The organism is Rothia sp. 32237D007AR, assembly GCF_053544675.1.
Genome location: NZ_JBPPUO010000001.1, coordinates 254961 through 279806, shown reverse-complemented (window position 1 = coordinate 279806; position 24846 = coordinate 254961). Strand labels below are relative to the sequence as shown.

At 57.9% G+C, this 24846-nt stretch carries 23 protein-coding genes; 4 read left to right on the top strand and 19 right to left on the bottom strand.

The genetic code is table 11. The features are described 5' to 3' along the window. Positions 1 to 69: 69 nt before the first annotated feature. The 11 genes from ACED87_RS01300 to dapB form a co-directional block, all read right to left on the bottom strand. Positions 70 to 1068 (bottom strand): regulatory protein RecX, encoded by a 999-nt coding sequence (locus tag ACED87_RS01300; RefSeq protein ID WP_449089489.1) that lies wholly within the window; start codon positions 1066 to 1068, stop codon positions 70 to 72. A 95-nt stretch (positions 1069 to 1163) separates the two neighbouring features. Then, entirely contained in the window at positions 1164 to 2270 is a 1107-nt protein-coding gene (gene recA, locus ACED87_RS01295) for a recombinase RecA (RefSeq protein WP_449081834.1), read from the bottom strand. A 204-nt stretch (positions 2271 to 2474) separates the two neighbouring features. Further along, complete coding sequence (locus ACED87_RS01290; RefSeq protein WP_449081832.1) at positions 2475 to 2696, bottom strand: DUF3046 domain-containing protein; 222 nt, start codon at positions 2694 to 2696, stop codon at positions 2475 to 2477. 90 nt (positions 2697 to 2786) lie between these two features. Beyond that, complete coding sequence (locus ACED87_RS01285) at positions 2787 to 3236, bottom strand: helix-turn-helix domain-containing protein (RefSeq protein WP_449081830.1); 450 nt, start codon at positions 3234 to 3236, stop codon at positions 2787 to 2789. 206 nt (positions 3237 to 3442) lie between these two features. Then, a complete protein-coding gene (locus tag ACED87_RS01280; protein WP_449081829.1) occupies positions 3443 to 3985 on the bottom strand; it encodes a CinA family protein in 543 nt (180 codons plus the stop codon). A 6-nt stretch (positions 3986 to 3991) separates the two neighbouring features. Continuing rightward, a complete protein-coding gene (gene pgsA, locus ACED87_RS01275; protein WP_449081827.1) occupies positions 3992 to 4594 on the bottom strand; it encodes a CDP-diacylglycerol--glycerol-3-phosphate 3-phosphatidyltransferase in 603 nt (200 codons plus the stop codon). Positions 4595 to 4627: 33 nt separating this feature from the next. Then, entirely contained in the window at positions 4628 to 7915 is a 3288-nt protein-coding gene (locus ACED87_RS01270) for a DNA translocase FtsK (protein WP_449081825.1), read from the bottom strand. 87 nt (positions 7916 to 8002) lie between these two features. Further along, the gene (locus ACED87_RS01265) at positions 8003 to 9718 is read right to left on the bottom strand and encodes a ribonuclease J (protein ID WP_449081823.1); all 1716 of its coding nucleotides are present in this window, start codon (positions 9716 to 9718) and stop codon (positions 8003 to 8005) included. Positions 9719 to 9823: 105 nt separating this feature from the next. Then, positions 9824 to 10753, bottom strand: a complete 930-nt coding sequence (dapA, locus tag ACED87_RS01260) for a 4-hydroxy-tetrahydrodipicolinate synthase (protein ID WP_449081821.1) — start codon at positions 10751 to 10753, stop codon at positions 9824 to 9826. A gap of 95 nt (positions 10754 to 10848) precedes the next feature. Further along, the gene (locus tag ACED87_RS01255; protein WP_449089488.1) at positions 10849 to 11559 is read right to left on the bottom strand and encodes a hypothetical protein; all 711 of its coding nucleotides are present in this window, start codon (positions 11557 to 11559) and stop codon (positions 10849 to 10851) included. A gap of 5 nt (positions 11560 to 11564) precedes the next feature. Further along, on the bottom strand, positions 11565 to 12320 hold the full coding sequence (gene dapB / locus ACED87_RS01250; RefSeq protein WP_449081819.1) for a 4-hydroxy-tetrahydrodipicolinate reductase: 756 nt from the start codon (positions 12318 to 12320) through the stop codon (positions 11565 to 11567). A gap of 347 nt (positions 12321 to 12667) precedes the next feature. On the opposite strand from dapB, the gene ACED87_RS01245 reads away from it, so the two are divergent. Continuing rightward, the gene (locus ACED87_RS01245) at positions 12668 to 14623 is read left to right on the top strand and encodes an acyltransferase family protein (RefSeq protein ID WP_449081817.1); all 1956 of its coding nucleotides are present in this window, start codon (positions 12668 to 12670) and stop codon (positions 14621 to 14623) included. Between the two features lie 58 nt (positions 14624 to 14681). Here the strand turns inward: ACED87_RS01245 and ACED87_RS01240 are convergent, their stop codons facing one another. From ACED87_RS01240 to rpsO, 3 genes are all read right to left on the bottom strand, one after another. After that, complete coding sequence (locus ACED87_RS01240) at positions 14682 to 16013, bottom strand: M16 family metallopeptidase (RefSeq protein ID WP_449081914.1); 1332 nt, start codon at positions 16011 to 16013, stop codon at positions 14682 to 14684. 115 nt (positions 16014 to 16128) lie between these two features. Beyond that, entirely contained in the window at positions 16129 to 18354 is a 2226-nt protein-coding gene (locus ACED87_RS01235; protein ID WP_449081815.1) for a polyribonucleotide nucleotidyltransferase, read from the bottom strand. Between the two features lie 240 nt (positions 18355 to 18594). Continuing rightward, positions 18595 to 18864, bottom strand: a complete 270-nt coding sequence (gene rpsO, locus ACED87_RS01230; RefSeq protein WP_449081813.1) for a 30S ribosomal protein S15 — start codon at positions 18862 to 18864, stop codon at positions 18595 to 18597. Between the two features lie 303 nt (positions 18865 to 19167). Here rpsO and ACED87_RS01225 point away from each other — a divergent pair, with 303 nt between their 5' ends. From ACED87_RS01225 to ACED87_RS01215, 3 genes are read left to right on the top strand one after another with little or no spacing between them, the layout of a single operon-like run. Beyond that, a complete protein-coding gene (locus ACED87_RS01225; protein WP_449081811.1) occupies positions 19168 to 19650 on the top strand; it encodes an S-ribosylhomocysteine lyase in 483 nt (160 codons plus the stop codon). Continuing rightward, positions 19650 to 20390 (top strand): 5'-methylthioadenosine/S-adenosylhomocysteine nucleosidase, encoded by a 741-nt coding sequence (mtnN, locus tag ACED87_RS01220; RefSeq protein WP_449081809.1) that lies wholly within the window; start codon positions 19650 to 19652, stop codon positions 20388 to 20390. Before ACED87_RS01225 ends, mtnN begins: the two co-directional genes overlap by 1 nt. Positions 20391 to 20426: 36 nt before the next feature. Next, positions 20427 to 21251 (top strand): aldo/keto reductase, encoded by an 825-nt coding sequence (locus ACED87_RS01215; protein WP_449081807.1) that lies wholly within the window; start codon positions 20427 to 20429, stop codon positions 21249 to 21251. 61 nt (positions 21252 to 21312) lie between these two features. Here ACED87_RS01215 and ACED87_RS01210 read toward each other — a convergent pair whose 3' ends face one another. From ACED87_RS01210 to rbfA, 5 genes are all read right to left on the bottom strand, one after another. Then, entirely contained in the window at positions 21313 to 22269 is a 957-nt protein-coding gene (locus tag ACED87_RS01210) for a bifunctional riboflavin kinase/FAD synthetase (RefSeq protein ID WP_449081805.1), read from the bottom strand. Between the two features lie 81 nt (positions 22270 to 22350). Beyond that, on the bottom strand, positions 22351 to 22755 hold the full coding sequence (locus ACED87_RS01205) for a hypothetical protein (protein ID WP_449081804.1): 405 nt from the start codon (positions 22753 to 22755) through the stop codon (positions 22351 to 22353). A 98-nt stretch (positions 22756 to 22853) separates the two neighbouring features. Next, positions 22854 to 23228 (bottom strand): hypothetical protein, encoded by a 375-nt coding sequence (locus tag ACED87_RS01200; protein ID WP_449081802.1) that lies wholly within the window; start codon positions 23226 to 23228, stop codon positions 22854 to 22856. Positions 23229 to 23234: 6 nt separating this feature from the next. Beyond that, positions 23235 to 24281 carry a tRNA pseudouridine(55) synthase TruB gene (truB, locus tag ACED87_RS01195; protein WP_449081800.1) on the bottom strand — a complete coding sequence of 349 codons (1047 nt, stop codon included), beginning with the start codon at positions 24279 to 24281 and terminating at the stop codon, positions 23235 to 23237. Between the two features lie 3 nt (positions 24282 to 24284). Next, a complete protein-coding gene (gene rbfA, locus ACED87_RS01190) occupies positions 24285 to 24722 on the bottom strand; it encodes a 30S ribosome-binding factor RbfA (protein WP_449081798.1) in 438 nt (145 codons plus the stop codon). Positions 24723 to 24846 lie beyond the last annotated feature (124 nt).

Genomic DNA, 24846 nt, shown 5'->3' with positions numbered 1-24846 from the left:
TCATCATCTACGCCTGCACAATTCATGACGGCGACCACTAGCCCTTAGATTCATCCGGTTCACGCCCAGTTAGTCGTAGTAGCTGTACCCTCCTTCATCGCTCATACCCATTTCCTGAGCGTAGCTCTCGACCTCTTCACGCACCACACTAAAAGCTAGACCTGCCGGGTAGCCCTTGCGGCCTAGCATAGCTACTAGGCGGCGCATAACCTTATCTTTCTCCGCACGGTCGCCTAGATTCATAGAGGGCCGTAGTTTTTTACGCACCAGCTCGTGGGCGTCCGCGCGCTCATCTTCTTCAGTTCTCTGCTCTAGGGCAAGCTCAGCCAGCTCACCCTCAACGCCCTTGGTCTTCAACTCCCGCCGGATAGCTGAACGCGATAGCTTCTTCACATTCATACGGGTGCGCACATACAGGTCAGCGAACTCGGCGTCATTAATAAGGTTGACCGCTTCAAAACGGGTCAGGATATCCTCAATCACCTCTGCCGAGATGTCTTTCTCAACCAGCTTTTTCTCTAGCATGGCCCGCGATTTAGGTGAAGCAGCCAATTGGTTGAGCACAATATTTTTAGCCCGCGTAAATTCGCTCTCAGGCTCTCTACTACCCCGGCCTCGTCTCTCAGGCATGGGGGTAACGCCTTGTACCAGCATCTCCTCATCGGTCACCGGCTCGTTCAAGGCTGAGCCTTCACGAAAGAGGGGCTGGGAAGGTTTACGCCGGGAGGCTTGGGCCGCCGGTGCGGACGCCGCCCCGATAGCAGGTGCGAAGGGCGAGCGGGCAGCGTATTTGGCAGGTGGCTTGCGGAACCCTTTTTTGAGGTTGGGGTTGCGGCGGCGGGTGTACTTGCTTGGGCGCTCGCCCTCACTTCTCTCACTTATGTGCCCCGCACTATGACTGCTACCGACTGCAGATGATGCTTTACCGGTGTAGGGGGTGGCTGGTCGTTCACTGGTATAGGTGCCAGACTCCCCCGGCACATCTTCGCTAAGGCCTTGGGCGGCTGGGTGCCAGGCTGGGTATTCTTCGGGGGTCAGAAAATCGGTCAGTGGGTTTTCGCTAGTCATGCTGCCCTCCTCTTTGCCTGCATCGTTTTATGGCGAAAGCCGCCACTACCTGGCATAGGCCTGGTAGTGGCGGCTATGAGCTCACTGTGGTGAGTTTAGAAGTTCTCAGAGATATCATCGAGCGGGTCAGCGGAGGTGCTGGGCTCAACCTCACCCTGCTCTTCCTCTTCACCCTCGATGATGCCAAGCTTAACCATGGTCTTGTACTTAATCTCTTCGGTCAGCTCAGGGTTGTCCTTGAGGAAGCGGCGCACATTTTCCTTACCCTGGCCCAGTTGGTCACCCTCGTAGGTGAACCAGGCACCGGACTTCTTGACCACATTGTGCTCAACAGCAAGATCAAGAATGCCACCCTCAACGGAGATTCCTTCACCGTAGAGAATATCGAACTCGGCCTGCTTGAAGGGCGGAGCCATCTTATTCTTCACGATCTTAGCGCGGGTACGGTTACCAATGGGGTTAGCACCGTCTTTGAGGGTTTCGATACGACGGATATCGATACGCACTGAGGCGTAGAACTTCAGGGCCTTACCGCCGGTAGTGGTTTCAGGGGAGCCGAAGAAGACACCGATCTTTTCACGCAGCTGGTTGATGAAGATAGCGGTGGTGTTGGTGGCAGACAGGCGACCGGTGATCTTACGCAGAGCCTGAGACATCAGACGAGCCTGTAGACCCACGTGGGAGTCACCCATTTCGCCCTCAATTTCAGCGCGGGGCACCAGGGCTGCAACCGAGTCAACTACGATAATGTCGATGGAGCCAGAGCCCACCAGCATATCCATGATTTCTAGGGCCTGCTCACCAGTATCGGGCTGGGAGACGAGCAGGGCATCAGTGTCTACACCCAGCTTGGCTGCGTAGACCGGGTCAAGGGCATGCTCAGCGTCAATGAAGGCTGCGATGCCGCCTGCCTTCTGTACGCTAGCAACAGCGTGCAAGGCCACAGTGGTCTTACCGGAGGACTCAGGGCCGTAGATTTCTACCACGCGACCGCGGGGCAAACCGCCGATACCGAGTGCGGCATCTAGCGCCAGAGCACCGGTTGAGATGGTCTCTACCTTGGCGGTTTCACGGTCGCCCAGGCGCATTACAGAGCCCTTGCCATAGTTCTTATCAATCTGAGCAAGGACGGTTTCGAGGGCCTTTTCGCGGCCTTCGGCGGGCACCTGGCCTACTGACTGCATGCGAGCTTTCGCTGCCATGTATGTTCCTCATTTCTTATCGCGGTGCGAGATTTCTTCTCTGGCTACCACGCTAATACCTAGGGCTGACACTTTAAGGGTTCAGCGCGAAGATTTTGAAAATCTGTGGATAACCCGATTATGTGTCGCGGGCTGCCAGTCGTTTGTTCACAACCCTACAGGAATTCGAACACATTTTCTATCAAGTACGAATAGTTTTCTAACTTAGGGCCGAGCCTCAACATCAGGCCCCAACTGCCTCTCCGGTGGCACATCCTGCACACGGCAGATAGCCAACCAGACCTCGCGCACGCTGGCACCGGCATCCAGAGCCTGCTGGGCCGTTAAATCACCAAAATCCCCAGGTACCAGGTCACGGGCTAGATGGCGGGCATAAACCGGCCCGAATTCATGGTCCATAGCGGCCCAAAATTCACTGAGCTTCATGATTTTCCATCCTCTAAGGTACAGGGCGCAAAGAGAGCCGAGCCCTTCTGCGGGCTCGGCTCTATCTTTTAGCCTAAAGAAGCCGATAGTTTATCGAGCTGCCATGGGGTGCTCGACGGCAGGAATATCGCGGCTTGAGGTTGCGGCGATACCGTATTCACGCTTGAACTGTTCTGAGAATTCAGCAGGTACAGTATCGGGCACCGAGAAGCCTTCTTCCACAGCCATGCGAGCTGAAACCTCAGCCAGCATAGCTGAAAGGGAGATGTCCAACGCCTGGCAGATGGATGCCAGCAGTTCTGATGAGGCTTCCTTCTGGCCGCGTTCAACTTCACTGAGGTAGCCCAGTGATACTCGGGCTGAGTGGGAAACTTCGCGGAGGGTGCGACCCTGGCGCTGGCGAACATCGCGGAGAACTTCGCCGATAGCGTGGCGGAGCAGGATTACCTTACCGGTGTCGTTGGCGGGGGCAGCGTTCTCAGTCTGACCCACATCCTTCCAACGGACCACACCGTTCACGGATACGGGCTGCTTAGTCATTTTTATACCAATCTCCTGGTTGCTCTGCTTCTGGTAGATCAGAAGCTCCTTGTGTTCAGCCTAGCGCATAAGCGCGCTTTCGTCAGCTGATCTGAAAAATATTTCGTTTACTTACGATTTTTTCATCGTTACATCTATATAACCCCACGCAACTGTGGTTTCATTCCCGGTTAGCTGAAAAATTCATCTGAAAACTTCCTGGGAGCTCACCTGCTGGTCTCTAAAATAAATTCTCTCAACAGAGTCAGAGCATCACAAGTAGCCTGGGCGCGAATCTCCCCGCGACTACCAGCGTAGTTCTTCTCCAGCACACGCACGCCCCCACTAACCGGGTGAGCCACAGCCAGATAGACGCGCCCCACCGGTTTCCCATCACAAGGTTCTGGCCCAGCAACCCCAGTAGTAGACACCCCAAAATCAGCTCCACAGACTCGGGTAGTTCCCTGCGCCATGGCAACTGCCACATCAGGGTCTACAGCCCCGCGCTCAGCCAACAAATCTGCGGGCACCCCCAAGATAGAGGCCTTAACCTCAGTGGCATAGGAGATAACACCGCCCCGATAAACAGCAGAAGCACCAGCAACAGTGCATATCATCTGCCCCACCATACCCCCAGTCAAAGACTCGGCGGTAGCCAGCTGGGTGCCAGCGTCCGCACCCAGGGCATGCTCTCCCCGGCTCAACGCCGCAGCTGTAGCCACCAAGCAGGCTGCAGCGTCCTCAAGTGCCTGAAGGCTCACCTTAGCCATAAGAACTTACTTCCCCTGGGCTGCGAAAAAATCACGGCGTAGCTGCATAGCCTTCATAACATAGTCGATACCGGTCACCACAGTCACCACCAGCGCAGCAGCCATCACCCCATAGCCAGGCCACAAGGCCCAGGAGCCAAGCTGGCCTAAGGGAAGAATCATCAGCACCAGAGCCACAGTCTGCAGCACGGTCTTCACCTTACCTCCCCGTGAAGCCGCCATCACCCCGTACTTAATCACAAACAGGCGCATGATAGTAATACCCCACTCACGTACCAAAATGACGATGGTTACCCACCACCACAGCTCCCCCAAGAGAGAAAGAACCACAAAAGCAGCACCCGTCAGCAACTTATCAGCAATAGGGTCAGCAATCTTACCGAAACTGGTAATCAAGTTGTTCTTGCGGGCCAGGTAGCCATCGAGCCAGTCAGTGACCATAGCCAGCACAAAGACGGCAACAGCCCACCAGCGCAGGCTCAGATCAGCCTCACCATGAGGGCCACCAGCCCACAGCGCCCACACAAAAAGTGGCACCATCACAATGCGTAGGGCAGTGAGCGCATTAGGCACATTCCAGTTCGAGGCGGTTGTGGTTTGCTCAGACATGGGAGTCTCCTTAGGGTCTGGCGGGTGAGTAAATTAGCGGCCGGTGAGGTTCCAGGCGTCCTCACTATCAGGGTCATCAGCCTGGTCATAGTAGTCAACAGCCTGCGGCACCCCATCATTCATGTGAGCCACAGGGTCATCACCGTAAGGGTCACTCTCAGCCGCAGCCGGGGGCTCCTCACCGCGAAGCTTAGCAAGTACCACCGGCAAATCATCGGGCTGAACCAGCACGTCACGGGCCTTAGACCCCTCAGAGGGGCCAACAACTTCGCGAGATTCGAGCAGATCCATCAGACGGCCAGCCTTAGCAAAACCCACGCGCAACTTACGCTGCAACATGGAGGTCGAACCGAACTGGGTATTGACCACCAGCTCCGCTGCCCGCAGCAGATCATCCAGGTCATCGCCAATATCATCGTCAATCTTCTTCGACGGCGCAGCAGCAATCACATCATCACGGTACACCGCAGGAGCCTGCTTCTTCACATGCTCCACGACCTCATGAATCTCAGACTCGCCCACCCAGGCACCCTGCACACGCATAGGCTTAGAAGCACCCATAGGCAAGAAGAGGGCATCACCTTGACCAATTAGCTTCTCAGCACCAGGCTGATCGAGCACCACACGAGAGTCAGTGACAGACGAGGTAGCAAAAGCCATACGAGAAGGCACATTAGCCTTAATCAGACCAGTAACCACATCAACAGAAGGACGCTGGGTAGCCAGCACCAGGTGAATACCGGCGGCACGAGCCAACTGGGTAATACGGACGATGGACTCTTCCACATCACGCGGGGCAACCATCATCAGGTCAGCCAACTCATCGACAATCACCAGCAGGTAAGGGTAGGCCTTAATCTGGCGCTTAGAACCAGGTTCTGGCTGGATCTTGCCAGCTTTGACGGCCTTATTGAAGTCATCTACATGCTTATAGCCGTAGTGGGCCAGGTCGTCGTAGCGGGCGTCCATCTCTCGCACCACCCATTGCAGGGCTTCAGCAGCCTTCTTGGGGTTAGTGATGATGGGGGTAATTAGGTGAGGAATACCCTCGTAGGCGGTGAGTTCCACGCGCTTGGGGTCCACCATAATCAGACGCACCTGGTCAGGGGTTGAACGCATCAAGATTGAGGTAATCATGGAGTTCACAAAGGATGACTTACCGGCACCGGTTGCACCTGCCACCAGCAGGTGAGGCATCTTGGCCAGGTTAGCGATAACGAAGCCGCCCTCAACGTCCTTGCCGACGCCCATGACCATGGGGTGGTCGGTTCCGTGGGCTTTAGAGGAGCGCAGCACATCGCCCAGTACCACGATTTCGCGGTCGGTATTGGGAATCTCAATACCAATAGCGCTCTTACCGGGGATAGGCGAGAGAATACGTACATCGGCAGATGCCACAGCGTAGGCAATGTTCTTTGATAGGGCGGTAACACGCTCCACCTTGGTGCCGGGGCCCAGCTCAATTTCATAGCGGGTAACAGTAGGGCCGCGTGAGAAACCGGTTACTTCAGCATCCACGTTGAACTGTTCAAGCACGTTGGTCAGGGCATCAACAACCTGTTCATTGGCTTCGGAGCTTTCCTTGGCAGGTGGGCCAGCTTCAAGCATGGACTCAGTAGGCAGGGCATAAGCACCAGTTGATGATTCAACGACTAGCTCACCGCGGGGCTGCTCAGTAGTTTCAGCAACAGTGTTATTTTGCAGGCGGGCAGGCGGACGCGCGGGGGCGGGCACCTGACCAGGGTTTGCAGCAACAGAACCAGCTGCCGAACCGGCTGCTGAGCCGGCTGTTGAAGCAGCTACTGAGCCGGCGGCAGAACTAGCGGCCCCGGTGGCTGCACCAGCAGCAGCACCGGCGAGGGTGGCCCCCAGTGAGGCGGCAGAAGCAGTAGCCTTACCGGGGCGGGGCACGGTAGGAGTGGCAGTAGCCCGGGCTGAGGCGGGGGCAGAGGTGGCAGGGGCAGGGCGCGCCGCATCGGCTTCGGGCTCAGCCCTGTAGCTACCTGCCTCTACAGGTTCGGGGCTATAGCCGTGGTCGGCGGCAGCCTGGCGGGCCTGGTCAAGACGCTGAGCGGGGGCATCGGAGAGGCTCTCGCTCTTGCCTTCTGCTGCAGTCTCTTCCTGGTTTTTCCACAGGTTTTGGTCAAAGAGCTCGGGCTGTTTCTTAGCGGCTTTCTTCTGCCGGCGGGTCTGCCGGGCAGGGGCCTCCATGTCAAAGACCTCTGTGGCAGGAGCGGTCTTCTGGGCAGGACGGCCGGGTGCAGCTACGCGTCTGACCGGGGCCGTATCAGGTTCAGGGGCATACCCTTCATCTACCACAGCGCTCTGGTAGGCTTCGTCAGCTTCATAGCGGTCAAGCCTGGTGTCCTGCTCCTTGCGGGTGCCAAAACCTAACCATCTGAGTAAGCCGCCACGTTGGCGCGGGGCAGGTGCGGGGGCGTCCTCATAGAGGTAAGAACGGTCATGCTCACCCTCAAGCACACGGGTTTTTGTCTCGTCTTGGGTGCGTGAAGTACGGGAGGGGCGCCCAGCATCGGCCACAGAACTGTGGGGTTTCTCGCCCAGCATGAGGCTATAAATGTACACAATTTTGGGCCAGATTTGGCGTAGAGGGGTGTCGGTTGCTATCAACAGGCCGGTGAGGAAAATTAGGGCAATGACTGACCATTCAAGCAGGTTGACCCCACCCACGATACGGCTTGCGGGGGTGCCAATCAGCACGCCCACGGTGCCGCCGCCGCCCCAGAATTCGTCGAAACTTGATGAGAAGGAGGGGTAGCCCGCTACCTTGGCTCCCATCATTGAGGCCGAGACCGTCATGACGGTAAAACCGATGGCGATGCGGTTATTTGCCCGCACTTCTAGCGGGTGGCGGAAGATGCGGATAGCAAAAATGAGGCACAGGATAGGAATCAGCAAAGAGCCTTGACCAAAGAGGCCGCCTACTGCAACATGCCACAGGTGCAGGGGCCACTCGTACCAGGATAGGTTTGTGGGGTCAGAGCGCCAGCCCCACCATTCCACGGCAGCAGTTAGCAGGCCGATGACCAGCACCAGTAGGGCACCGCCGTCTCGGCGTTCGTGCAGTTCAATGTCGGTGCGGAGTTCGCCCATACGGCGCACCGCACCTCCTACGGTAAAAGCTAGAGCTTGCCAGGCCCCTACTAGGGCGCGCACCAAAGCGTTACTCTCTTGAGGGGGTGCGGGGGCGATCTTACGGCTTCGACCTTGAGCGGAGGTTGAGCGACGTGAGGACGTCTTGGAGCGGCTCCCCGTGGAACGGGGGGCTGATTTACTCGATGCAGACTTTCGCTGAGCCATTCTTCCCAATACTGGTTGATGATCGGTTGCGTTTAAATAGCTTACCCGGCAGCAGGTCAAACTGCCGCCGGGTATGCTCAGAGATTGTTAGTTGCCTTCAGCTTCGGGGCTGTGAGTCTCGATAACTACGGGCACAATCATGGGCTTGCGACGCAGGCGGCGGGCTACCCAGGCGCCCATGGTGCGGCGGACAATCTGCTGCAACTGGTGGGTGGTGTGCACCTTCTCAGGTGCCCGGTGGAGGGCATCTTCCAAGGCGGAGGTAATCTTGGGGGTGATGTCGTCAAAGACGGAGTCGTTTTCGGCGATACCGCGGGCGTGAATGTCAGGGCCGGTGACCACGCGCTTGGTGGCCCGGTCAATGACGGTCACGATAGATACGAAGCCTTCTTCACCCAGTACGCGGCGGTCCTTGAGGTCATCTTCGGTCACGTGCCCAACGGACTTGCCATCGACGTAGACGTATTCGCAAGGTACCTGGCCGACAATGTCAGCGCGGCCATCGCGCAAATCTACTACAGTACCTGAGTCGCAGATGAGAACGCGGTCGCTCTTGATACCGGTTTCGATAGCCAGCTTGCCAGAGGCCAAGAGGTGTCGGACTTCACCGTGGACGGGCATGACGTTCTTAGGCTGCAGAATGTTGTAGCAGTAGAGCAGCTCACCGGCAGCGGCGTGACCTGAAACGTGAACCTTAGCGTTACCCTTGTGCACCACGTTGGCGCCCAACTTCATCAGGCCGTTGATGACGCGGTAGACAGAGGTTTCGTTACCAGGAATCAGGGAGGAGGCCAGGATGATGGTGTCACCCTTTTCTACCTGAATCTTGTGGTCGCCATTGGCCATGCGAGAAAGAGCAGCCATGGGCTCACCCTGGGAGCCGGTGCACATCATCACGATCTGTTCGGGGCGGTAATCATCAACCTTTTTGAGGTCAACCAGCACGCCCTCGGGCACCTTCAGGTAGCCCAGCTTCTCAGCGATGGTCATGTTACGGACCATGGAGCGGCCTACGAGCACGACCTTGCGGCCACGTTCAGCAGCAGCTTCAAGTACCTGCTGCACGCGGTGCACGTGAGATGAGAAGGAGGCGACGATCACGCGGCGCTTAGCATCGCGCATGACGTTGGAGATAACCGGGCCAATGTTCTTTTCGGTCGGGGTGAACCCGGGAACCTCAGCGTTGGTTGAGTCAGGTAGGAAGAGGTCGATGCCTTCTTCACCCAGGCGAGCAAAATGACGCAGGTCAGTAATACGGCCGTCCAAGGGTAGCTGGTCCATCTTGAAGTCACCGGTGTGCAGGCATTTACCGGCCTTGGTGCGGATAAAGACAGCCAGTGCGTCAGGAATGGAGTGGTTAACAGCTACGAATTCGCATTCGAAGGGGCCAAAGCGTTCCACCTGACCTTCAACAACGTCCATGGTGTAGGGCTTGATACGGTGCTCTTGCAGTTTTGCCTCAACCAGGGCCAGGGTTAGCTGAGAACCAACCAGGGGGATATCCGGGCGCAGACGCAGCAGGTAGGGCACAGCACCGATATGGTCTTCGTGGCCGTGGGTCAGTACGATAGCGACGATATCTTGCAGACGGTTCTTGATGTAGTTGAGGTCAGGCAGGATCAAATCTACGCCGGGCTGGGACTCTTCAGGGAAGAGCACGCCGCAGTCAACAACGAGTAGTTTGCCGTTGATTTCGTAGACGGTCATGTTACGGCCAACTTCACCCAGGCCACCCAGGGGCACAACGCGTAGGGTGTCCTTTTTCAGTTTGGGGGGTAGGTGCGGGCTTTCAACTATTTGCATAGTTTCTCTTTCGTTCGGTTTTCTTTTCTGAAATACGGGCAAAGCGGGCCACCCAAAATCACGGTGATTTTGGGTGGGCCCGCCAGGTGCCCGCAGTACGTTTCTTTATTTGACCAGTGTGGAGGCGATGATGGAGCCTTCAAGATCAGAGCGCATGAGAGCGATTTCTTGGTCGGTGGCACGCACATGCGGCAGGCGCACGGCAGCTGAGTCGAGGATGCCCTGCCAGGTAAGAATCTGCTTGGCAGCAACGCAACCGGGAACCCGGCTCATTGTTGCGCGGACGACCGGTGCTAAGTCTAAGTGCAGCTTCTGGGCAGTTGCCATATCGCCGGCGACGGTTGCGTCAATGAGCTGGCGGAAGTGTTCGGGGGCTACATGGGAGGTAACGCCGACCAGGCCGACTGCGCCCATGGCAAGCCAGGGCAGGGTCAGCCCGTCATCGCCTGAGTAGAATTCTAGGTCGGTGGTTTCCATGACTTCAGTTGCTGCGGCGAAGTCGGCCTTGGCGTCCTTGACTGCCACGATGTTCTCGTGGGTTGCCAGGGCACGGAATACCGCCGGGGTGATGGGGATACCTGCACGGCCGGGAATGTCATAAAGCATGACGGGGGTCTTGACCGCATCAGCGACAGCACGGAAGTGGGCCTCTAGGCCGGTCTGGGTGGGCTTGTTGTAGTAGGGGGTCACTACCAGTAGGCCATCGACGCCGACAGCTTCGGCCCGTGAGGCCAGGTGCAGGGTGTGGGCGGTGTCGTTAGAGCCAACACCGGCAACGATCTTGGTGCGGTCGCCCACAGCCTCCTTGACGGTGCGGAAAACTTTTTCGTTTTCCTCATCGGTCATGGTGGAGTATTCGCCGGTGGTACCGCACACGATCAGGCCGTCGTGGCCACGATCAACCAGTTGGGTTGCGAGCGCGGCGATGGCTTGTTCGTCAGGTTTGCCTTCTGCGGTGAAGGGGGTAACCATGGCGGTGAGCAGGCGCCCGAAGGTGGGTTCTGCTGCGGTGGGGTGCTGTGAGGTCTCAGACATATCTACTACGTTACCTTATCTGACGGGTGGGGTGGGGTGAGTTTGCTTATTTATGGCTGGGGTTTTCGGGGCGGACGCCGGTGGGCGGCTTTCGCTTAGATGGATAGATGGGCTGGGGTTTTGCCTCGGTGCAGGGCGATGGCGGTGCGCATTGCTGTGCGGGCGCGTTTTCGGTCGCCGCAGGCATCGTAAGCCAGGGAGAGGCGGAACCAGTTTTTCCAGTTGGCAGGTTCCGCTTCGGTGGCTGCTGCGATGTGGGTGAATTGTGCATCGGCTGCGGCGCGGTCGATACGGCCTGCTTTGGTGCGGGGCAGGGTGTCTTCAGGCAGAGCGTCTTGGGGCTGAGTGTCTTGGGGCTGAGTGTCTTGGGGCTGAGTGTCTTGGGGCTGAGTGTCTTGGGGCTGAGTGTCTTGGGGCAGGGTGTCTTCGGGCAGTTCTGCTTCTGCGGCTAGTTCTTGGCCTAGGGCCTGGGTGCGGGAGCCAAAGATGATTTCTCGCACCATAGCCCAGGTGCCCAGGATAGGAAGGACAATCAACGCTGCCCCCAGCAGGGCCCCTAGGGCTCCGGCGTTCTGGAGGAAGATGATACCTCGCTGGAAGGTGAGCAGCAGGTAGAGGCTCAGCACTACGGTCACAAGGGCGGCGTAGATACGCCCGTGCCCACCGGCGTCCACTGCGATAAATACCGCGCAGAAAACACCTACGGCCAGGAGGAAGAGGCGGGTTCCTACTGGTAGGGGCAGTATGAGCACAGTAAGGGCGGCCAGGGCTACTGCCCCGGCGGTGAAAGCGCGCAGCGAGGTCATGGGGGTTAGTCCAGGTTGAGGTAGCGGTCAAGGCCTACGGTGAGGCCGGGGTGCTGTTCAACCTGGCGCACGCCCAGGAGCACGCCGGGCATGAAGCTGGTGCGGTCAAAAGAATCGTGGCGGATAACCAGCTGCTGGCCGGCGTCCCCCAGCAGGATTTCCTGGTGGGCAGTGAGCCCGCGCAGGCGGACGGCGTGGACGTTGACGCCATTGACTTTGGCCCCGCGTGAGCCGCCTTCATCGGTTTCGGTGGCATCGGGTGAGACCGGCACCCCAGCTTCGGCACGGGCTGCCGCAATTTTGTTGGCGGTGTGCACGGCAGTACCTGAGGGGGCATCAACCTTATTGGGGTGGTGCATCTCAATTACTTCAACCGATTCAAAGAACTTAGCTGCTTTAGCTGCGAACTCGGTAGCCAGGATGGAGCCGATGGCAAAGTTAGGGGCAATGAGCACACCTACCTGGGGGTGCTCAGCCAGCAGGGCTTTGAGGGAGGCCAGGCGCTCTTCGTTCCAGCCGGTGGTGCCCACCACCGCGTGAATACCGTGTTCAACAGCGAAGCGGACGTTAGCTTCAGTAGCGGAAGGAACGGTCAGGTCAATCATGACCTCAGCGCCGTATTCAACCAGCAATTCTAGGGAGTCCCCGTTGCCTAGAGCCGCGACAAGGTCCATGTCTTCTGCGGTGTTGACTGCTTTAACAGCCTCGGACCCCATACGGCCAGCAGCGCCGATAACAGCGACCTTCCAAATCTTGCTCATGCCTCTATATACCCCTTAGTTAGTTGATAGTATTGGGTGCCAGTTGGCACCTGGTGGCTCTTACTGATAGGTGCAGTACCGGTTGTGCAGGTATCGCATCAAGATGCCACCTCACACTACTCTAGCGAAGAGGGTAGCCTCCTTGCACCCTCCTGGTGTGCCCAGCGTCCTATCAGATGTGCTGGCGGACGGGGGCAGGGCAGGTGTTTCGGTCAGGGGGAAAGATTATGGCCTGCCTGGCGCAAATTTTCCCGGCGGGTGCGACATAAGAAATCCTGGTCAGCTCTTACACTAGAAAGGTGCGCCTGCGCTCCACCCCCCCACCGACTCACCGACTCAAAGGAACTATGAAAGACGATCACGTTTTTTACTCCGCTGTGCACCCCCATGAGGGGCAGCGACGTTTTATCCTGCAAGGTCTTGACGGTGTGCGTGCGCTCGCGGTGGCCTTGGTGCTGGTCTACCATTTTTGGCCTCAGTTCCTGCCCGGAGGCATGATTGGTGTTGATATTTTCTTCGTCATTTCGGGTTATCTGATTACCTCCCTCTTATTGCGGGAGGGCGCCTACACCGGCAAGATGGACATTGTTTCCTTCTGGGTGCGGCGTCTACGCCGCCTGGTGCCGGCCTTTGCCCTACTTACCCTGGTGGTTGGGTCTTTGGCCCTGGTGGTCGGTGGTGATGCCCAGGTCGGTTTGGGCCGTCAGATTGTGGGTGCTTTTACCTACTCTTCGAACTGGTTGCTGATTTGGGCTGGTAACGACTATTTCACGCAGACTTCCCCTGAGCTTATGACTAATTTCTGGTCGTTAGCGGTAGAAGAGCAGTTCTACCTCTTCTGGCCTGTGGTCTTGGTTTTTGTCTTCATGTTTATCGCTAAGTGGTGGCAGCGGGCCCTCGTACCGGCCATTTTGGGCTTATTTTCCCTCCTTTTGGCTGTGGTTTTAGGTTTCTTTGGGGTCTCTACTGCCCGCCTCTACTACGGTACTGATACCCACCTTTACGGGCTGATGCTGGGTGTACTGCTGGCTATGATGATTCCTTGGTCCATGTACCCACCTGCTGACCCCCGTCTCTACCCCCTGGTGGGCTACGGTAACGGCATCTGGGGCTGGGTGCGCCAGCTTACCGGCTGGGTATGTCTTATTGCTCTTCTTCCTTTTGCGCTCGTTCTCTCAGATCAGAGCACCTGGCTAATGCCCTGGGGTCTGCTGGTAGGGTCCGCCTTGGGTATGGGCATTATTCAGGCTCTACTTCCGGACGTCCGTGGCGGCACCTCTGGGCTTTTTAGGGCGCTGCTATCTTTAGCTCCTCTGCGCTGGGTGGGCCAACGCTCCTACGGCATCTACCTGTGGCATTGGCCGCTGATGGTACTGGCCCACTATGCTTTTGGTGCTACCCGCTCCCCCTGGGTGAACGTGGCGGTACTGCTCCTGACCCTTGCTGTGGCAGGCTTGTCGTACATATATGTGGAGCAGCCCGTGCGTAAGTTGGGCTTCCGCGGGGCGCTCTCTATCTGGTTCTCAGCCATGCTGGCACCTGCTGGCCGTGCCCTACCGGTGGGCGCAGCTCTCCTAGCTGGGGTAGCCCTCATTGCCACTGTCTTTGCTGTGCGTACCGCCCCCACTATGACCCAGGCAGAAGCGGTAGTAGCTGCTGGCGCTCAGTATTCGCAGGCGTCCGCACCGGCTCCCCAGCCCAGCACACTTGCCCCCAGCGCATCCGCTGAACCCAGTACATCAGCTGAACCGGCCGAAAGCGGGCACCCCTCCCCCACAGCCACTGCGCCTCTCACACCGGCTGATATTGACGGCTCGCAGGTGACGATTATAGGTGACTCGGTTACGCTAGCGTCCTCCGGTGCCCTAGGCGAGGCCCTACCCCAGGCCCTGGTCAATGCAGAGGTCTCCCGCACTAGCGCAGCTGCCCTACCCGTCGTTGATCAGATGTTAGAGGCAGGGCAGGTACGCCAGGTGCTGGTCTTCTCCGTAACAGCTAACTCCACTTTCAGCTTTGAGCAGCTAGAAGGCCTCAAGGCCGCAGTCTCCCCTAAGGGTGAACGCAAGATTGTGCTGGTGACCGGTGTGGGCCCAGCCAACCTGACCTGGATTGAGCCGTCTAACCAGGTGATTCGTGAGTTCGCCGAGCAAAACCCCGGCACGGTTTTTATTGCCGACTGGCAGGCCGCCGCCAAGGGCCACCCCGAATACCTGGTCTCTGACGGAGTACACCCTCAGAATGAGGGTCTAACCGTCTACGCCCAGACTGTCAAGGACGCGGTAGCCAAGGCCCTGACCGAGTAAAACAGCTATCAGCAAAGAAGCAGGGGCACCCCTCATTGGCGGGTGCCCCTGCTTCTTTTTATTTAACGAGGGTAGTGACCCAGTCTTGGTCTGCCAGATAGCGGGCTAGCTCATTGACCTGCTCTGCAGTGACCGACCGGACTCCCTCAAGAAGTTCGTCAATGGACAGGAACTTACCTGAGTCGAGCTCTGCCCGGCCCAGACGGCTCATACGGGAACCAGCGTCCTCACTGCCTAAGACGGTAGCGCCGCCAAGCTGCCCCACAACCTTCTCAAGCTCTTCCTGCGTGATACCGTCCTGCACAAAATCTTTGAAGGTAGCGCGCATCAGCTCGGCAACCTGCTCCGCCTTAGCCGGCAGGCAACCGGCGTACATACCGAAGTAGCCAGCGTCTGAGTAAGCGCCGGTAAAAGAGAAGGTCGAATAAGCCAGACCGCGTTTCTCACGAATTTCTTGGAAGAGGCGAGAAGACATGCCCCCACCCAAGGCAGAGTTGAGCACACTCATAGCGTAGCGGCGCTCGTCCCCAGCAATGAGACCGGGGCAGCCCATCACAATATTGGTCTGTTCAAAGCCCTTTTCCAGGGTTTTTTCGCGGGCACCAGGTACAACCTCACTCTGCTGGCGGATACGGCGCGGGGCAGGAAGTGCTCCCTCAATCAGATTCCAGCCGCGGTTGGCCAGCGATTCAAGCACCAGGTTGACGATCTCAGCGTGGTTGAGGCTACCGGCTGCTGAGACCACCAGACGGTCAGGGGTGTAGAACTTCTTGTAGTGCTCCCACACCTTATTGCGGGCAACATCGGTAATTTCTTGCGGGGTACCACCAATGGGGCGGCCCAGTGGATTACTGCCCATGAGCTGCTCAATAAAGGACTCAAAGGCAACATCGGTGGGGTCATCCTGATCCATGGCGATTTCTTCGAGGATAACGCCGCGTTCTTGTTCAAGTAGGGCAGAGTCAAGCTTGGCACCGGTCACCATATCTGCAATCACGTCGATGGCCATGGCTGTATCTTCATCAAGCACACGGGCGTAGTAGCAGGTGTGCTCTTTGGCGGTGAGGGCGTTGGATTCGCCGCCTACCCGGTCAAAGGCATGAGCAATATCGAGGGCGCTACGGCTCTCGGTGCCCTTGAAGAGTAGGTGTTCAAGGAAGTGAGTAGAGCCTAGCATGCCAGGCTCTTCGTCGCGGGAGCCTACGCCCACCCAGAAACCGATGGAGACACTGCGTTGGGAGGGCATGCGCTCGGTGATAACGCGGACGCCGCCCGGCAGCACAGACCGGCGAACTTCGTTACCGCCTCCACCAGCGTAGATGAGGCGGCCGTTGCGGTAATTGAGCTCGTCGGTGAGGTCTGCGGTTTCAAGGGGTAGAAGGACGGGCATATCAGTCATGTCTTTCTTCTAGAGAAAATAAGGGTTTAGAGACGTCAGAGGGGGCAGACACCTGGTGCCTGCCCCCTCTATCTGCTTCCTACTGTAGAAGCTATGGAGAGCTTATTTACTCTTCGTCGCCACTCTCATCTTCAGCAACCACAGGTACCAGTGACAGCTTGCCGCGGTCGTCAATCTTGGAGATCTCGACCTGGACCTTCTGGCCAACCCCGACGACGTCCTCAACATCATCGACGCGCTTGCCGTCGTTGAGCTTACGCAGCTCGGAGATGTGCAGCAGGCCATCCTTACCGGGGGTCAGTGAGACGAAAGCGCCGAAGGTAGTAGTCTTCACAACGGTGCCCAGGTAGCGTTCACCGATTTCGGGGACCTGCGGGTTAGCAATCGCGTTGATTGCTGAGCGGGCTGCTTCGGCTGAGGGGCCGTCGGTAGCGCCAATGTAGACGGTGCCGTCATCCTCGATAGAGATGTCGGTGCCGGTATCTTCCTGAATCTGGTTAATCATCTTGCCCTTAGGCCCGATAACTTCACCGATCTTGGCAACCGGTACCTGCACGGAGATAACGCGCGGTGCGTAGTCGCTCATCTCATCGGGGGCATCAATTGCTGCATTGATGACCTCAAGGATGTGCAGGCGGGCTTCGCGGGCCTGAGTCAGGGCGCTTGCCAGAACAGAGGCAGGAATACCATCAAGCTTGGTGTCCAGCTGGATAGCGGTGACGAACTCGGAGGTACCTGCGACCTTGAAGTCCATATCGCCCAGGGCGTCCTCAGCACCGAGAATGTCGGTCAGAGCTGCGTAGCGGGTTTCGCCGTCAACCTCATCAGAGACAAGGCCCATGGCGATACCGGCAACAGGTGCGCGCAGGGGCACACCGGCGTTCAGCAAGGAGAGGGTGGAGGCACAGACTGAACCCATGGAGGTTGAGCCGTTGGACCCCAGGGCCTCTGAGACCTGGCGGATAGCGTAGGGGAATTCCTCACGGGAAGGCAGAACCGGGGTGAGGGCGCGCTCAGCAAGGGCACCGTGGCCGATTTCGCGGCGCTTAGGTGAGCCAACGCGACCGGTCTCACCGGTTGAGTAGGGCGGGAAGTTGTAGTGGTGGATGTAGCGCTTGGACTTGACCGGGTAGAGGGAGTCTAGCTGCTGCTCCATCTTGAGCATGTTCAAGGTGGTGACACCCATAATCTGGGTTTCGCCGCGCTCGAAGATAGCGGAACCGTGAACGCGAGGCAGTACCTCAACCTCAGCGGTGAGCTGGCGGATATCGGTCAGGCCACGGCCGTCAATACGAACCTGCTCGGTCAGGATGCGCTGACGCACAACGTGCTTGGTCAGGGCGTTGAAAGCTGCGTTGACTTCGTCCTCGCGGCCCTCAAATTCCTTGCCTTCAGCGGCGAGCGCTTCAACGATTTCCTGCTGCAGGTCAGCGGAGGCGGTTTCGCGGTCCTGCTTACCGGCGATGGAGTAGACCTCAACGATCTTGGGCTCAAAAGCCTTGACTGCTTCATCTACATCTGCGGCACGTTCACCGAAGATGGGCAGTTCCAGGGCGGGCTTGCCGGCGCGTTCTGCCAGGTCGGCCTGGGCCTTGCAGAGGGCGGCGATGAAGGGCTTAGCAGCCTCTAGGCCTTCGGCTACGACATCTTCGGTCGGTGCGGAGGCGCCGTCTTCCTTGATGAGCTTCCAGGAGTTGTCGGTAGCTTCTGCCTCGACCATCATGATGGCTACGTCTTCGGTGCCGTCTGCCTTGGTCACAACGCGACCGGCTACTGCCATATCGAAGACAGCCTTCTCGAGCTGGGAGTGCTTGGGGAAGGCAACCCACTGGCCGTCAATCAGGGCTACGCGCACGCCGCCGACGGGGCCTGCGAAGGGGGCACCTGAGAGGGTGGTGGAGCAGGAGGCTGCGTTGATGGCGACGGTGTTGTAGATTTCATCGGGCTCAACGGTGAGTACGGTGACAACGACCTGAACCTCGTTGCGGATGCCCTTTTTGAAGGCAGGACGCAGGGGGCGGTCGATGAGACGTGCAGCTAGGATTGCTTCGGTTGAGGGGCGGCCTTCGCGGCGGAAGAAGGAGCCGGGGATTTTGCCGGCTGCGTACATGCGTTCTTCAACGTCTACGGTCAGGGGGAAGAAGTCGAAGCCGTCACGGGGGCTCTTGCCGATGGCGGTGGCTGAGAGCAAGGTGGTGTCGTCGTCGATGGTGACCAGGGCAGAGCCTGCGGCCTGCTTGGCTAGGCGGCCAGTTTCGAAGCGTACTACGCGCTTACCGAACTTGCCGTTGTCAATGATTGCTTCTGCAAACTGAATTTCGGGACCTTCCAAGGTTCCTCCATTTCTCTTGTCTGCGCCGCGTCTTCGGTCATCGATTGAGGCTCACAGACCCCGCCTGTGGGGTTTTCTGTAAACCGCTACCGAGGACCGTCAAAGCACGCGGCGACTTATTCTGTTATTTGGGGGGGTGGTAGGTGTGGGTGAGGGCGTCACCTTTGACCAGCGGCATCAGGCTTATGCTAAGCCGGGTGCGCGGGTGCAGGTGCCGCCCTCACGCTCACAAACCTTGTGTTATCGGCGGATACCGAGACGCTCAATGAGGGCGCGGTAACGCTCGATGTCGACGCTCTTGAGGTAGCCGAGCAGGTTGCGGCGGCGACCAACGAGAATCATCAGACCACGACGTGAGTGGTGGTCGTGCTTGTGGAACTTGAGGTGTTCGGTCAGGTCGGTGATACGACGAGTCAGAACTGCAACCTGAACCTCGGGTGAACCGGTGTCACCTTCGTGGGTTGCGTATTCCTTCATGATGTCCTGCTTGATCTTGGGATCAAGAGCCATGGTGTAACTCCTAGAGTTAGTGCCGTGTGCGGCCCGGTCAACATTTTTGCTGCCGGGTTGAGGGCCAGGACGCCGGTAGGTGACTTAGCCTCTGCAGGGAACTGCCACGGACTGCAGTTACATGCATCAACAACTCTACCGCACAAGCCTGCTAGCGGGAAGAGAGCCCGGCGGTAGCTTGGCTCACCTGCCCTTCTTCCCTACCCCGCAGTTACAGGTCTACCCTCGCTACTGAATCAGCCTATGTTGAGTAGATTACTGAGCAGGTAGCTATTGAGCTTCGAGCCTGGGAGAATGGAAACCATGCAAAAGCCTGAAAATTTTGAGAAGCAAAAGACAAACGTTGAATCCTTCGACCTCGACCACACCGCTGTGGCCGCCCCATACGTGCGCGTAGCAGCCCGTAAGACCCTGCCGGGGGGCGACGTCCTCGTTAAGTACGATGTGCGTTTCGCCCAGCCCAACAAGGAGCACCTGGGCATGAAAGCTATTCACTCTATTGAGCACATGACCGCCCACCACATGCGTAACCACACCGACGCCCTGGTCGATTTTTCTCCCATGGGCTGCCAGACCGGTTTCTACGCCCTCACTCTAGGCCTTGAACCTGCCGAGTTCATGCAGGTGCTTGAAGCCACCATGAAGGACCTGCTTGAAGCTGATGAAGTCCCGGCAGCTAACGCGGTGCAGTGCGGTTGGGGCGCCAACCACTCCCTGGAAGAAGCCCAGGCTGCGGTGCGTACCTTCTTAAAGAAAAAGGACGAGTGGGAGCAGGTGATGGCCTAATGTCAGCTTTCGCACTTCCCGCTGGCTTTGAGAACGCTGCCATCGTTCAAGTAGCGATGGATGTAGAAGCAGCCCCCTTCCTGGAGAAGACAGAACCTGCCGGTGAAGCCTACGCCCTGGGCGAAGCCCTCTTCTACCCCCGAGTATTAGCTACCGGCACTGATGAGCTAAAAATCCTGCTGGTGCGCTCACAGATTGGCCTGGTCAATGCGGCCACCGCCCTCTCTGTTGCCCTGGCCCTAGTACCGATCCCGCGCGTGATCGTATCAGCCGGTACCGCCGGTGGCCTACGCGCCGACGTCAATGTGGGAGATCTAGCTATCGGCACTCACTACACCTACACCGACGCGGACGCCACCGCCTTCGGCTACGAGTTCGGGCAGGTCCCTGGCATGCCCGCAAGCTACAGCACCGACCCGGCCCTAGGTGATAAAGCCCGCACCGCAGCAGCAGCCTACACCGGCGAAGGCAGTGCCCTCTTCGGGCAGATGCTAGCCGGTGGGTCCTTCGTCACCGCCCATAACGTCAAAGACACCCGGCAGCTCTTCCCCCAGGCTATCTCCACCGACATGGAAACCACCGCCCTGGCCCAGATTAGCTCCAGCCGCTCCCTGCCCTTCATCGCAGTACGCGGCATCTCTGACCTATGCGGCCCAGCCGCCGATCAGGACTTCCACATGGACGCCCCCATCGTCGCCCAACGAAGCGCAACCCTCGTGCTAGATCTGCTCACCCGCTAACCGGCGTCCGCACCGCACCACCTGAGAGGAAAACCAATGCAAACCCACACCCTACGCGACGGCAACACCATCCCACTCCTAGGTCTAGGCACCTACCCGCTCAATAATGTAGAGGCCGAAGCCGCGGTATCTGAGGCCATCATCCGCGGCTACCGCCTCATTGATACCGCCGTGAACTACGAGAACGAGCCAGGTGTTGCCCGCGGCGTGCTACGCTCAGGCACCCCACGCGACGAAGTCTTTGTGCAGTCCAAGGTACCCGGCCGCGACCACGGCTACGAGGCCACCCTACGCTCCCTTGAAGGCACCTTGAACCGTATGGGCTTTAGCTACCTGGACGCCTACCTGATTCACTGGCCCAACCCCTCCCAGGGGCTCTACGTCGATACCTGGCGGGCCCTCATCAAAGCCCAAGAAGAAGGGCTAGTCAAATCTATTGGCGTCTCTAACTTCCTGCCCGAACACATTGACCGCCTGATTGAAGAAACCGGCGTCACCCCCGCCATCAACCAGATTGAGCTGCACCCCTACTCCCAGAAGCAGGACTGGGCAGCCTACAACCTCGACCACGCCATTCTCACCCAGTGCTGGTCACCCCTGGGCCGCAAAACCGACCTGCTCAAGGACGCCGCCCTAGAGGCTATCGCAACCGAAACCGGCAAGAGCGTAGCCCAGGTAATCCTGCGCTGGGAGGTTCAGAAGAACCTGGTGCCCCTGCCCAAGAGCTCTCACGCCCTGCGCATGGAAGAAAACCTGGCCGTCTTCGACTGGGAACTCACCGACGAGCAGGTTGAGCGTATCGACGCCCTAGAATCTGGGGTGGGCCGCGACTTCGACCCCAACACCCACGAAGAGATGTAGGAGAAGGTAAAGAAGTTCCCGGAATAAGAGTTCTTATTCCGGGAACTTCTTTATATGTTCATTAGTTACCGCTAAGGATCGTCTTAACCTTTTCTACATCGTCGTGCATCTGCTCAATGAGTGCTTCTACACCGGTATAGGCCACCATACCGCGCAGGTACTCTACAAACTCCAAGGTGACATGCTGCCCGTAAAGGTTGAAGTCCTCAACCTTCTCCTGGGGGCGGTCAATAACATGAGCCTCCACCTGGCGGGTAGTGATGCCTTCAAAGGTAGGGTTAGTGCCAACAGAGATAGCCACAGGGTGGCGGGTGCCGCCCTGATCAGTCAACCAGCCAGCGTAGACCCCGTCCGCAGGAACAAGCCCTTCTGAATCAACGTGTAGGTTGGCGGTGGGAAAGCCTAGCTCGCGGCCGCGGGCAGCACCATGTACCACCTCACCGCTCATATAGTGGTTTCTCCCCAAGATAGAGGCGGCGTGCCCCACCTGCCCTTGAGCAAGTAGCTGCCGGATAGACGTTGATGAGCAACGGCGGTCATCAAGGGCCAGCAGGTCCTCAACAACAAGCACCTCAAAACCATATTTTTCGCCCAGCTCTCTCATGGTGTTGAGATCACCAGAATTATGAGCCCCAAAACGGACATCATCACCGATGACCACGAACCTAGCATTCAGGGCATCAACAAAAGTGCGCTTAACGAACTCTTGAGGAGTTTGGGCGGCAAAGGTGAGGTCATAGTGCAGAAGCAGGTAGTAGTCGACGCCGAGATCTGCAAGAATTTTTTGCCGGCCATCTTGCCCCATGATTTCAATATGGCCACCAGCAGGCCCGTGAACCTTAGCAGGATGAGGGTCAAAGGAGACCGCCACAGAGTCAAGCTGGTGAGCCCGGGCCGTATCGACCAGGGTAGAGAGCACTTTTTGGTGACCGATGTGCACACCATCAAAGTTGCCGATGGTAACCACGGTGGGGCCAAAGTCGGCAGGGACTTGAGCGAGATCGGTAAAGCGCTTCACTGTGCTCCTCGGTTGGGTTGCTTCGTGTCTATACTACGCGGAATTAGCACGGTCTGCTCAGGTGCAGACGGACGTCTTCGCTCAGCGAGTACGAACAGGCCTGGTTTTGGCAAGCCACCAGAGCCCTACCATAGGCAAAATCAGGGGAATATAACCGTAGCCAGAGCCAAAATGCGACCAGACCGAAGCCACCTCAAAATGCTGGGGTTGCAGGTAGGAGAAGATACCAATGAGCAACACCCCCACCATTTCAAAACTGACGGCAACCAGGGAAACTACCCACGCCCTCTCCCCCTTCTTGGCCAGAGCGATAGTGGCAACCAGGTAGATGAGAGCTGAAAGAGCTGACAAGCTAATGGATAGCGGGGCTTCATCAAATTTTCGGATGACCTGGTAAAGAGCCCGCGCCCCGGCTGAAAGCGTGAAAATACCGTAAACCAGCACAAGTAGACGCCCAAAGCCGCTGTTCTTCTGCGTTTGGTTCATAGTCTTGTCCTTATCTCCCATGCAATCTGTTGATGCTGCTCTTATGGGTATTTCTGGCCTTTAGTGCAGGGGGTGCGCTTACTTTCTGCCGCACCAACCTAATAGTAGTACCAGAGCATATTCATGCGGTGCACCATAATCACCAGCACCGGTCCAGTTAGCCCCAGCACCAGGGTTGACCAGCGGGTCCGCTCTGCAAGGGACCAGATGAAGGTGCCAACAGGAATAATCATGGCAGTGATCAGGTAGCCGTAGTATTCAAGCCAGTCGCCGCTAGGGCCGTCAGTGCTGACCTGCATGATAATAGACCCGACCAGGTACATAAGCAGAAAGACCTCAAGGACAATAACGGAGCCTTGAGCCCAATCATCCGGGGCTGCCCCGCGCAGGAACTTAGTAAGACAGATCAGGAAGGAGACGGTGCCCAGGGCCGCACACACCCAGAACCAGAGATCGAGTCCAGCAATCATCATGGCGGGCTAGTCTTCCGTGAAACTAGTTCCGGCCTCAAAGACGAGCACAGGGGCGGCAACATCTTGACGGCGGAAACGGGTATTTTCGATGATGGCAACCAGAACCCCGTTAGGGGCAAAGGCTGCGGTAAGGCCCGTAGTGGTAGGTTTATCGTGCCCACCGGTGGAACCAGTTTTAGTAGTAGCTTGAGTGGCCAGACTGCCCTCAGTGGGGGTGATACGGCGCCCGTTAGCTAAATCAGTGGCTTCAGCCGCAGTGAGATGACGGACGGCAAAAAGGCGGCGAGCTGCCTCTTCTAGAGGTAGCAGGGGGGCAGCTTCTTCAGCTTCACGCCTAGCAATAAGATCATCAAGACTATAGGCATCTTCTGCACGAATCTCGCCAATGGCGGTGCGGCGCAAGGCAGTAAGATGGGCGCCGGTTCCCAGGGCCGCACCCAGGTCGCGGGCTAGGGCACGAATATAGGTACCGGCAGAGCAGACAACGGTCACATCAAGGTCAAGGACGCTGGTGCTCACCTCGTCTTCACCTAGCTGGTAGGTGCCCTGGGCAGGGCGAACCTGGTGCAGGTCAAAGGAATGTACGGTGATAGGCCGTGCATCCAGTTCTACCTCTTCGCCCGAGCGTACCCGCGCATAGGAGCGCACCCCCTGGACTTTGATAGCCGAAACGGCAGAGGGCACCTGCATAATATCCCCGGTGAGAAGAGCAAGCTGCTGCCTGATGGCGTCCTCACTAATCTGGTCCAGGGCACCGGCAGCAGCGATTGCCCTTGCCTCGCCCTCTGCATCATCGGTGAGGGTAGAGACACCCAGGCGGATAGTGGCGGTATAGGTTTTAGTCTCCCCTACCACCCAGGTCAGAAGGCGGGTTGCCTTATTGACACCAAGAATGAGCACCCCCGTGGCCATAGGGTCAAGAGTTCCGGCGTGCCCTACTTTGCGGGTACCAGCAATCCAGCGCATTTTAGAAACGACGTCGTGGCTGGTTAATCCGGCAGGTTTGTCGACAACAATGAGGCCAGAGGGCCCGGTGGGTGCTTTCTTGGCCACGGTTTAGGCTTCGTCTTCCTCAGTCTCGGTGCTCTTGTAGGCATCCTCGCCACCGGCGTATTCGGCCCCTTCACGAGCAGCAAGAAGCTCAGCGTCACGTTCCTTAGTTTTGCGGAGCAAATCCTCAATGTGGGCCGCGTTAACGGGCACCTCATCGGGAACAAAGGTCAAGGTGGGGGTCAGACGGGCAGTGATGTTCTTACCCACCTCAGAGCGCAAAATACCCTTAGCTGATTCGAGGGCAGCCTTGGTGGAGGCCTGCTCTTCTTCAGAACCAAACACGGTGTAGTAGACGGTGGCGTGCTGCAAGTCGTTGGTGACGCGGGCGTCAGTGACGGTGATGAAGCCGAGGCGGGGGTCCTTGATACGACGTTCAAGGGCCTGGGCAACGATGACCTTGATACGGTCGGCTAGGCGGGCGGCGCGTGCGGGATCTGCCATGATGTTCTCCTTCGTAAGAGATATTTCTATCTTTAAGTGTAAAGGCACCCTAGGGTTTGCTGCGAGCGCGAACCCTAGGGTGCCTAAGCGTGATTGCTAGGTTGTGTACCTGGTATGCCGGCGG

Bases quoted from the DNA above. Each gene is read 5' to 3' on its own strand.
- ACED87_RS01300 (WP_449089489.1), bottom strand. From the start codon at position 1,068: ATGACTAGCGAAAACCCACTGACCGATTTTCTGACCCCCGAAGAATAC.
- recA (WP_449081834.1), bottom strand. From the start codon at position 2,270: ATGGCAGCGAAAGCTCGCATGCAGTCAGTAGGCCAGGTGCCCGCCGAA.
- ACED87_RS01290 (WP_449081832.1), bottom strand. From the start codon at position 2,696: ATGAAGCTCAGTGAATTTTGGGCCGCTATGGACCATGAATTCGGGCCG.
- ACED87_RS01285 (WP_449081830.1), bottom strand. From the start codon at position 3,236: ATGACTAAGCAGCCCGTATCCGTGAACGGTGTGGTCCGTTGGAAGGAT.
- ACED87_RS01280 (WP_449081829.1), bottom strand. From the start codon at position 3,985: ATGGCTAAGGTGAGCCTTCAGGCACTTGAGGACGCTGCAGCCTGCTTG.
- pgsA (WP_449081827.1), bottom strand. From the start codon at position 4,594: ATGTCTGAGCAAACCACAACCGCCTCGAACTGGAATGTGCCTAATGCG.
- ACED87_RS01270 (WP_449081825.1), bottom strand. From the start codon at position 7,915: ATGGCTCAGCGAAAGTCTGCATCGAGTAAATCAGCCCCCCGTTCCACG.
- ACED87_RS01265 (WP_449081823.1), bottom strand. From the start codon at position 9,718: ATGCAAATAGTTGAAAGCCCGCACCTACCCCCCAAACTGAAAAAGGAC.
- dapA (WP_449081821.1), bottom strand. From the start codon at position 10,753: ATGTCTGAGACCTCACAGCACCCCACCGCAGCAGAACCCACCTTCGGG.
- ACED87_RS01255 (WP_449089488.1), bottom strand. From the start codon at position 11,559: ATGACCTCGCTGCGCGCTTTCACCGCCGGGGCAGTAGCCCTGGCCGCC.
- dapB (WP_449081819.1), bottom strand. From the start codon at position 12,320: ATGAGCAAGATTTGGAAGGTCGCTGTTATCGGCGCTGCTGGCCGTATG.
- ACED87_RS01245 (WP_449081817.1), top strand. From the start codon at position 12,668: ATGAAAGACGATCACGTTTTTTACTCCGCTGTGCACCCCCATGAGGGG.
- ACED87_RS01240 (WP_449081914.1), bottom strand. From the start codon at position 16,013: ATGCCCGTCCTTCTACCCCTTGAAACCGCAGACCTCACCGACGAGCTC.
- rpsO (WP_449081813.1), bottom strand. From the start codon at position 18,864: ATGGCTCTTGATCCCAAGATCAAGCAGGACATCATGAAGGAATACGCA.
- ACED87_RS01225 (WP_449081811.1), top strand. From the start codon at position 19,168: ATGCAAAAGCCTGAAAATTTTGAGAAGCAAAAGACAAACGTTGAATCC.
- mtnN (WP_449081809.1), top strand. From the start codon at position 19,650: ATGTCAGCTTTCGCACTTCCCGCTGGCTTTGAGAACGCTGCCATCGTT.
- ACED87_RS01215 (WP_449081807.1), top strand. From the start codon at position 20,427: ATGCAAACCCACACCCTACGCGACGGCAACACCATCCCACTCCTAGGT.
- ACED87_RS01205 (WP_449081804.1), bottom strand. From the start codon at position 22,755: ATGAACCAAACGCAGAAGAACAGCGGCTTTGGGCGTCTACTTGTGCTG.
- ACED87_RS01200 (WP_449081802.1), bottom strand. From the start codon at position 23,228: ATGATGATTGCTGGACTCGATCTCTGGTTCTGGGTGTGTGCGGCCCTG.
- rbfA (WP_449081798.1), bottom strand. From the start codon at position 24,722: ATGGCAGATCCCGCACGCGCCGCCCGCCTAGCCGACCGTATCAAGGTC.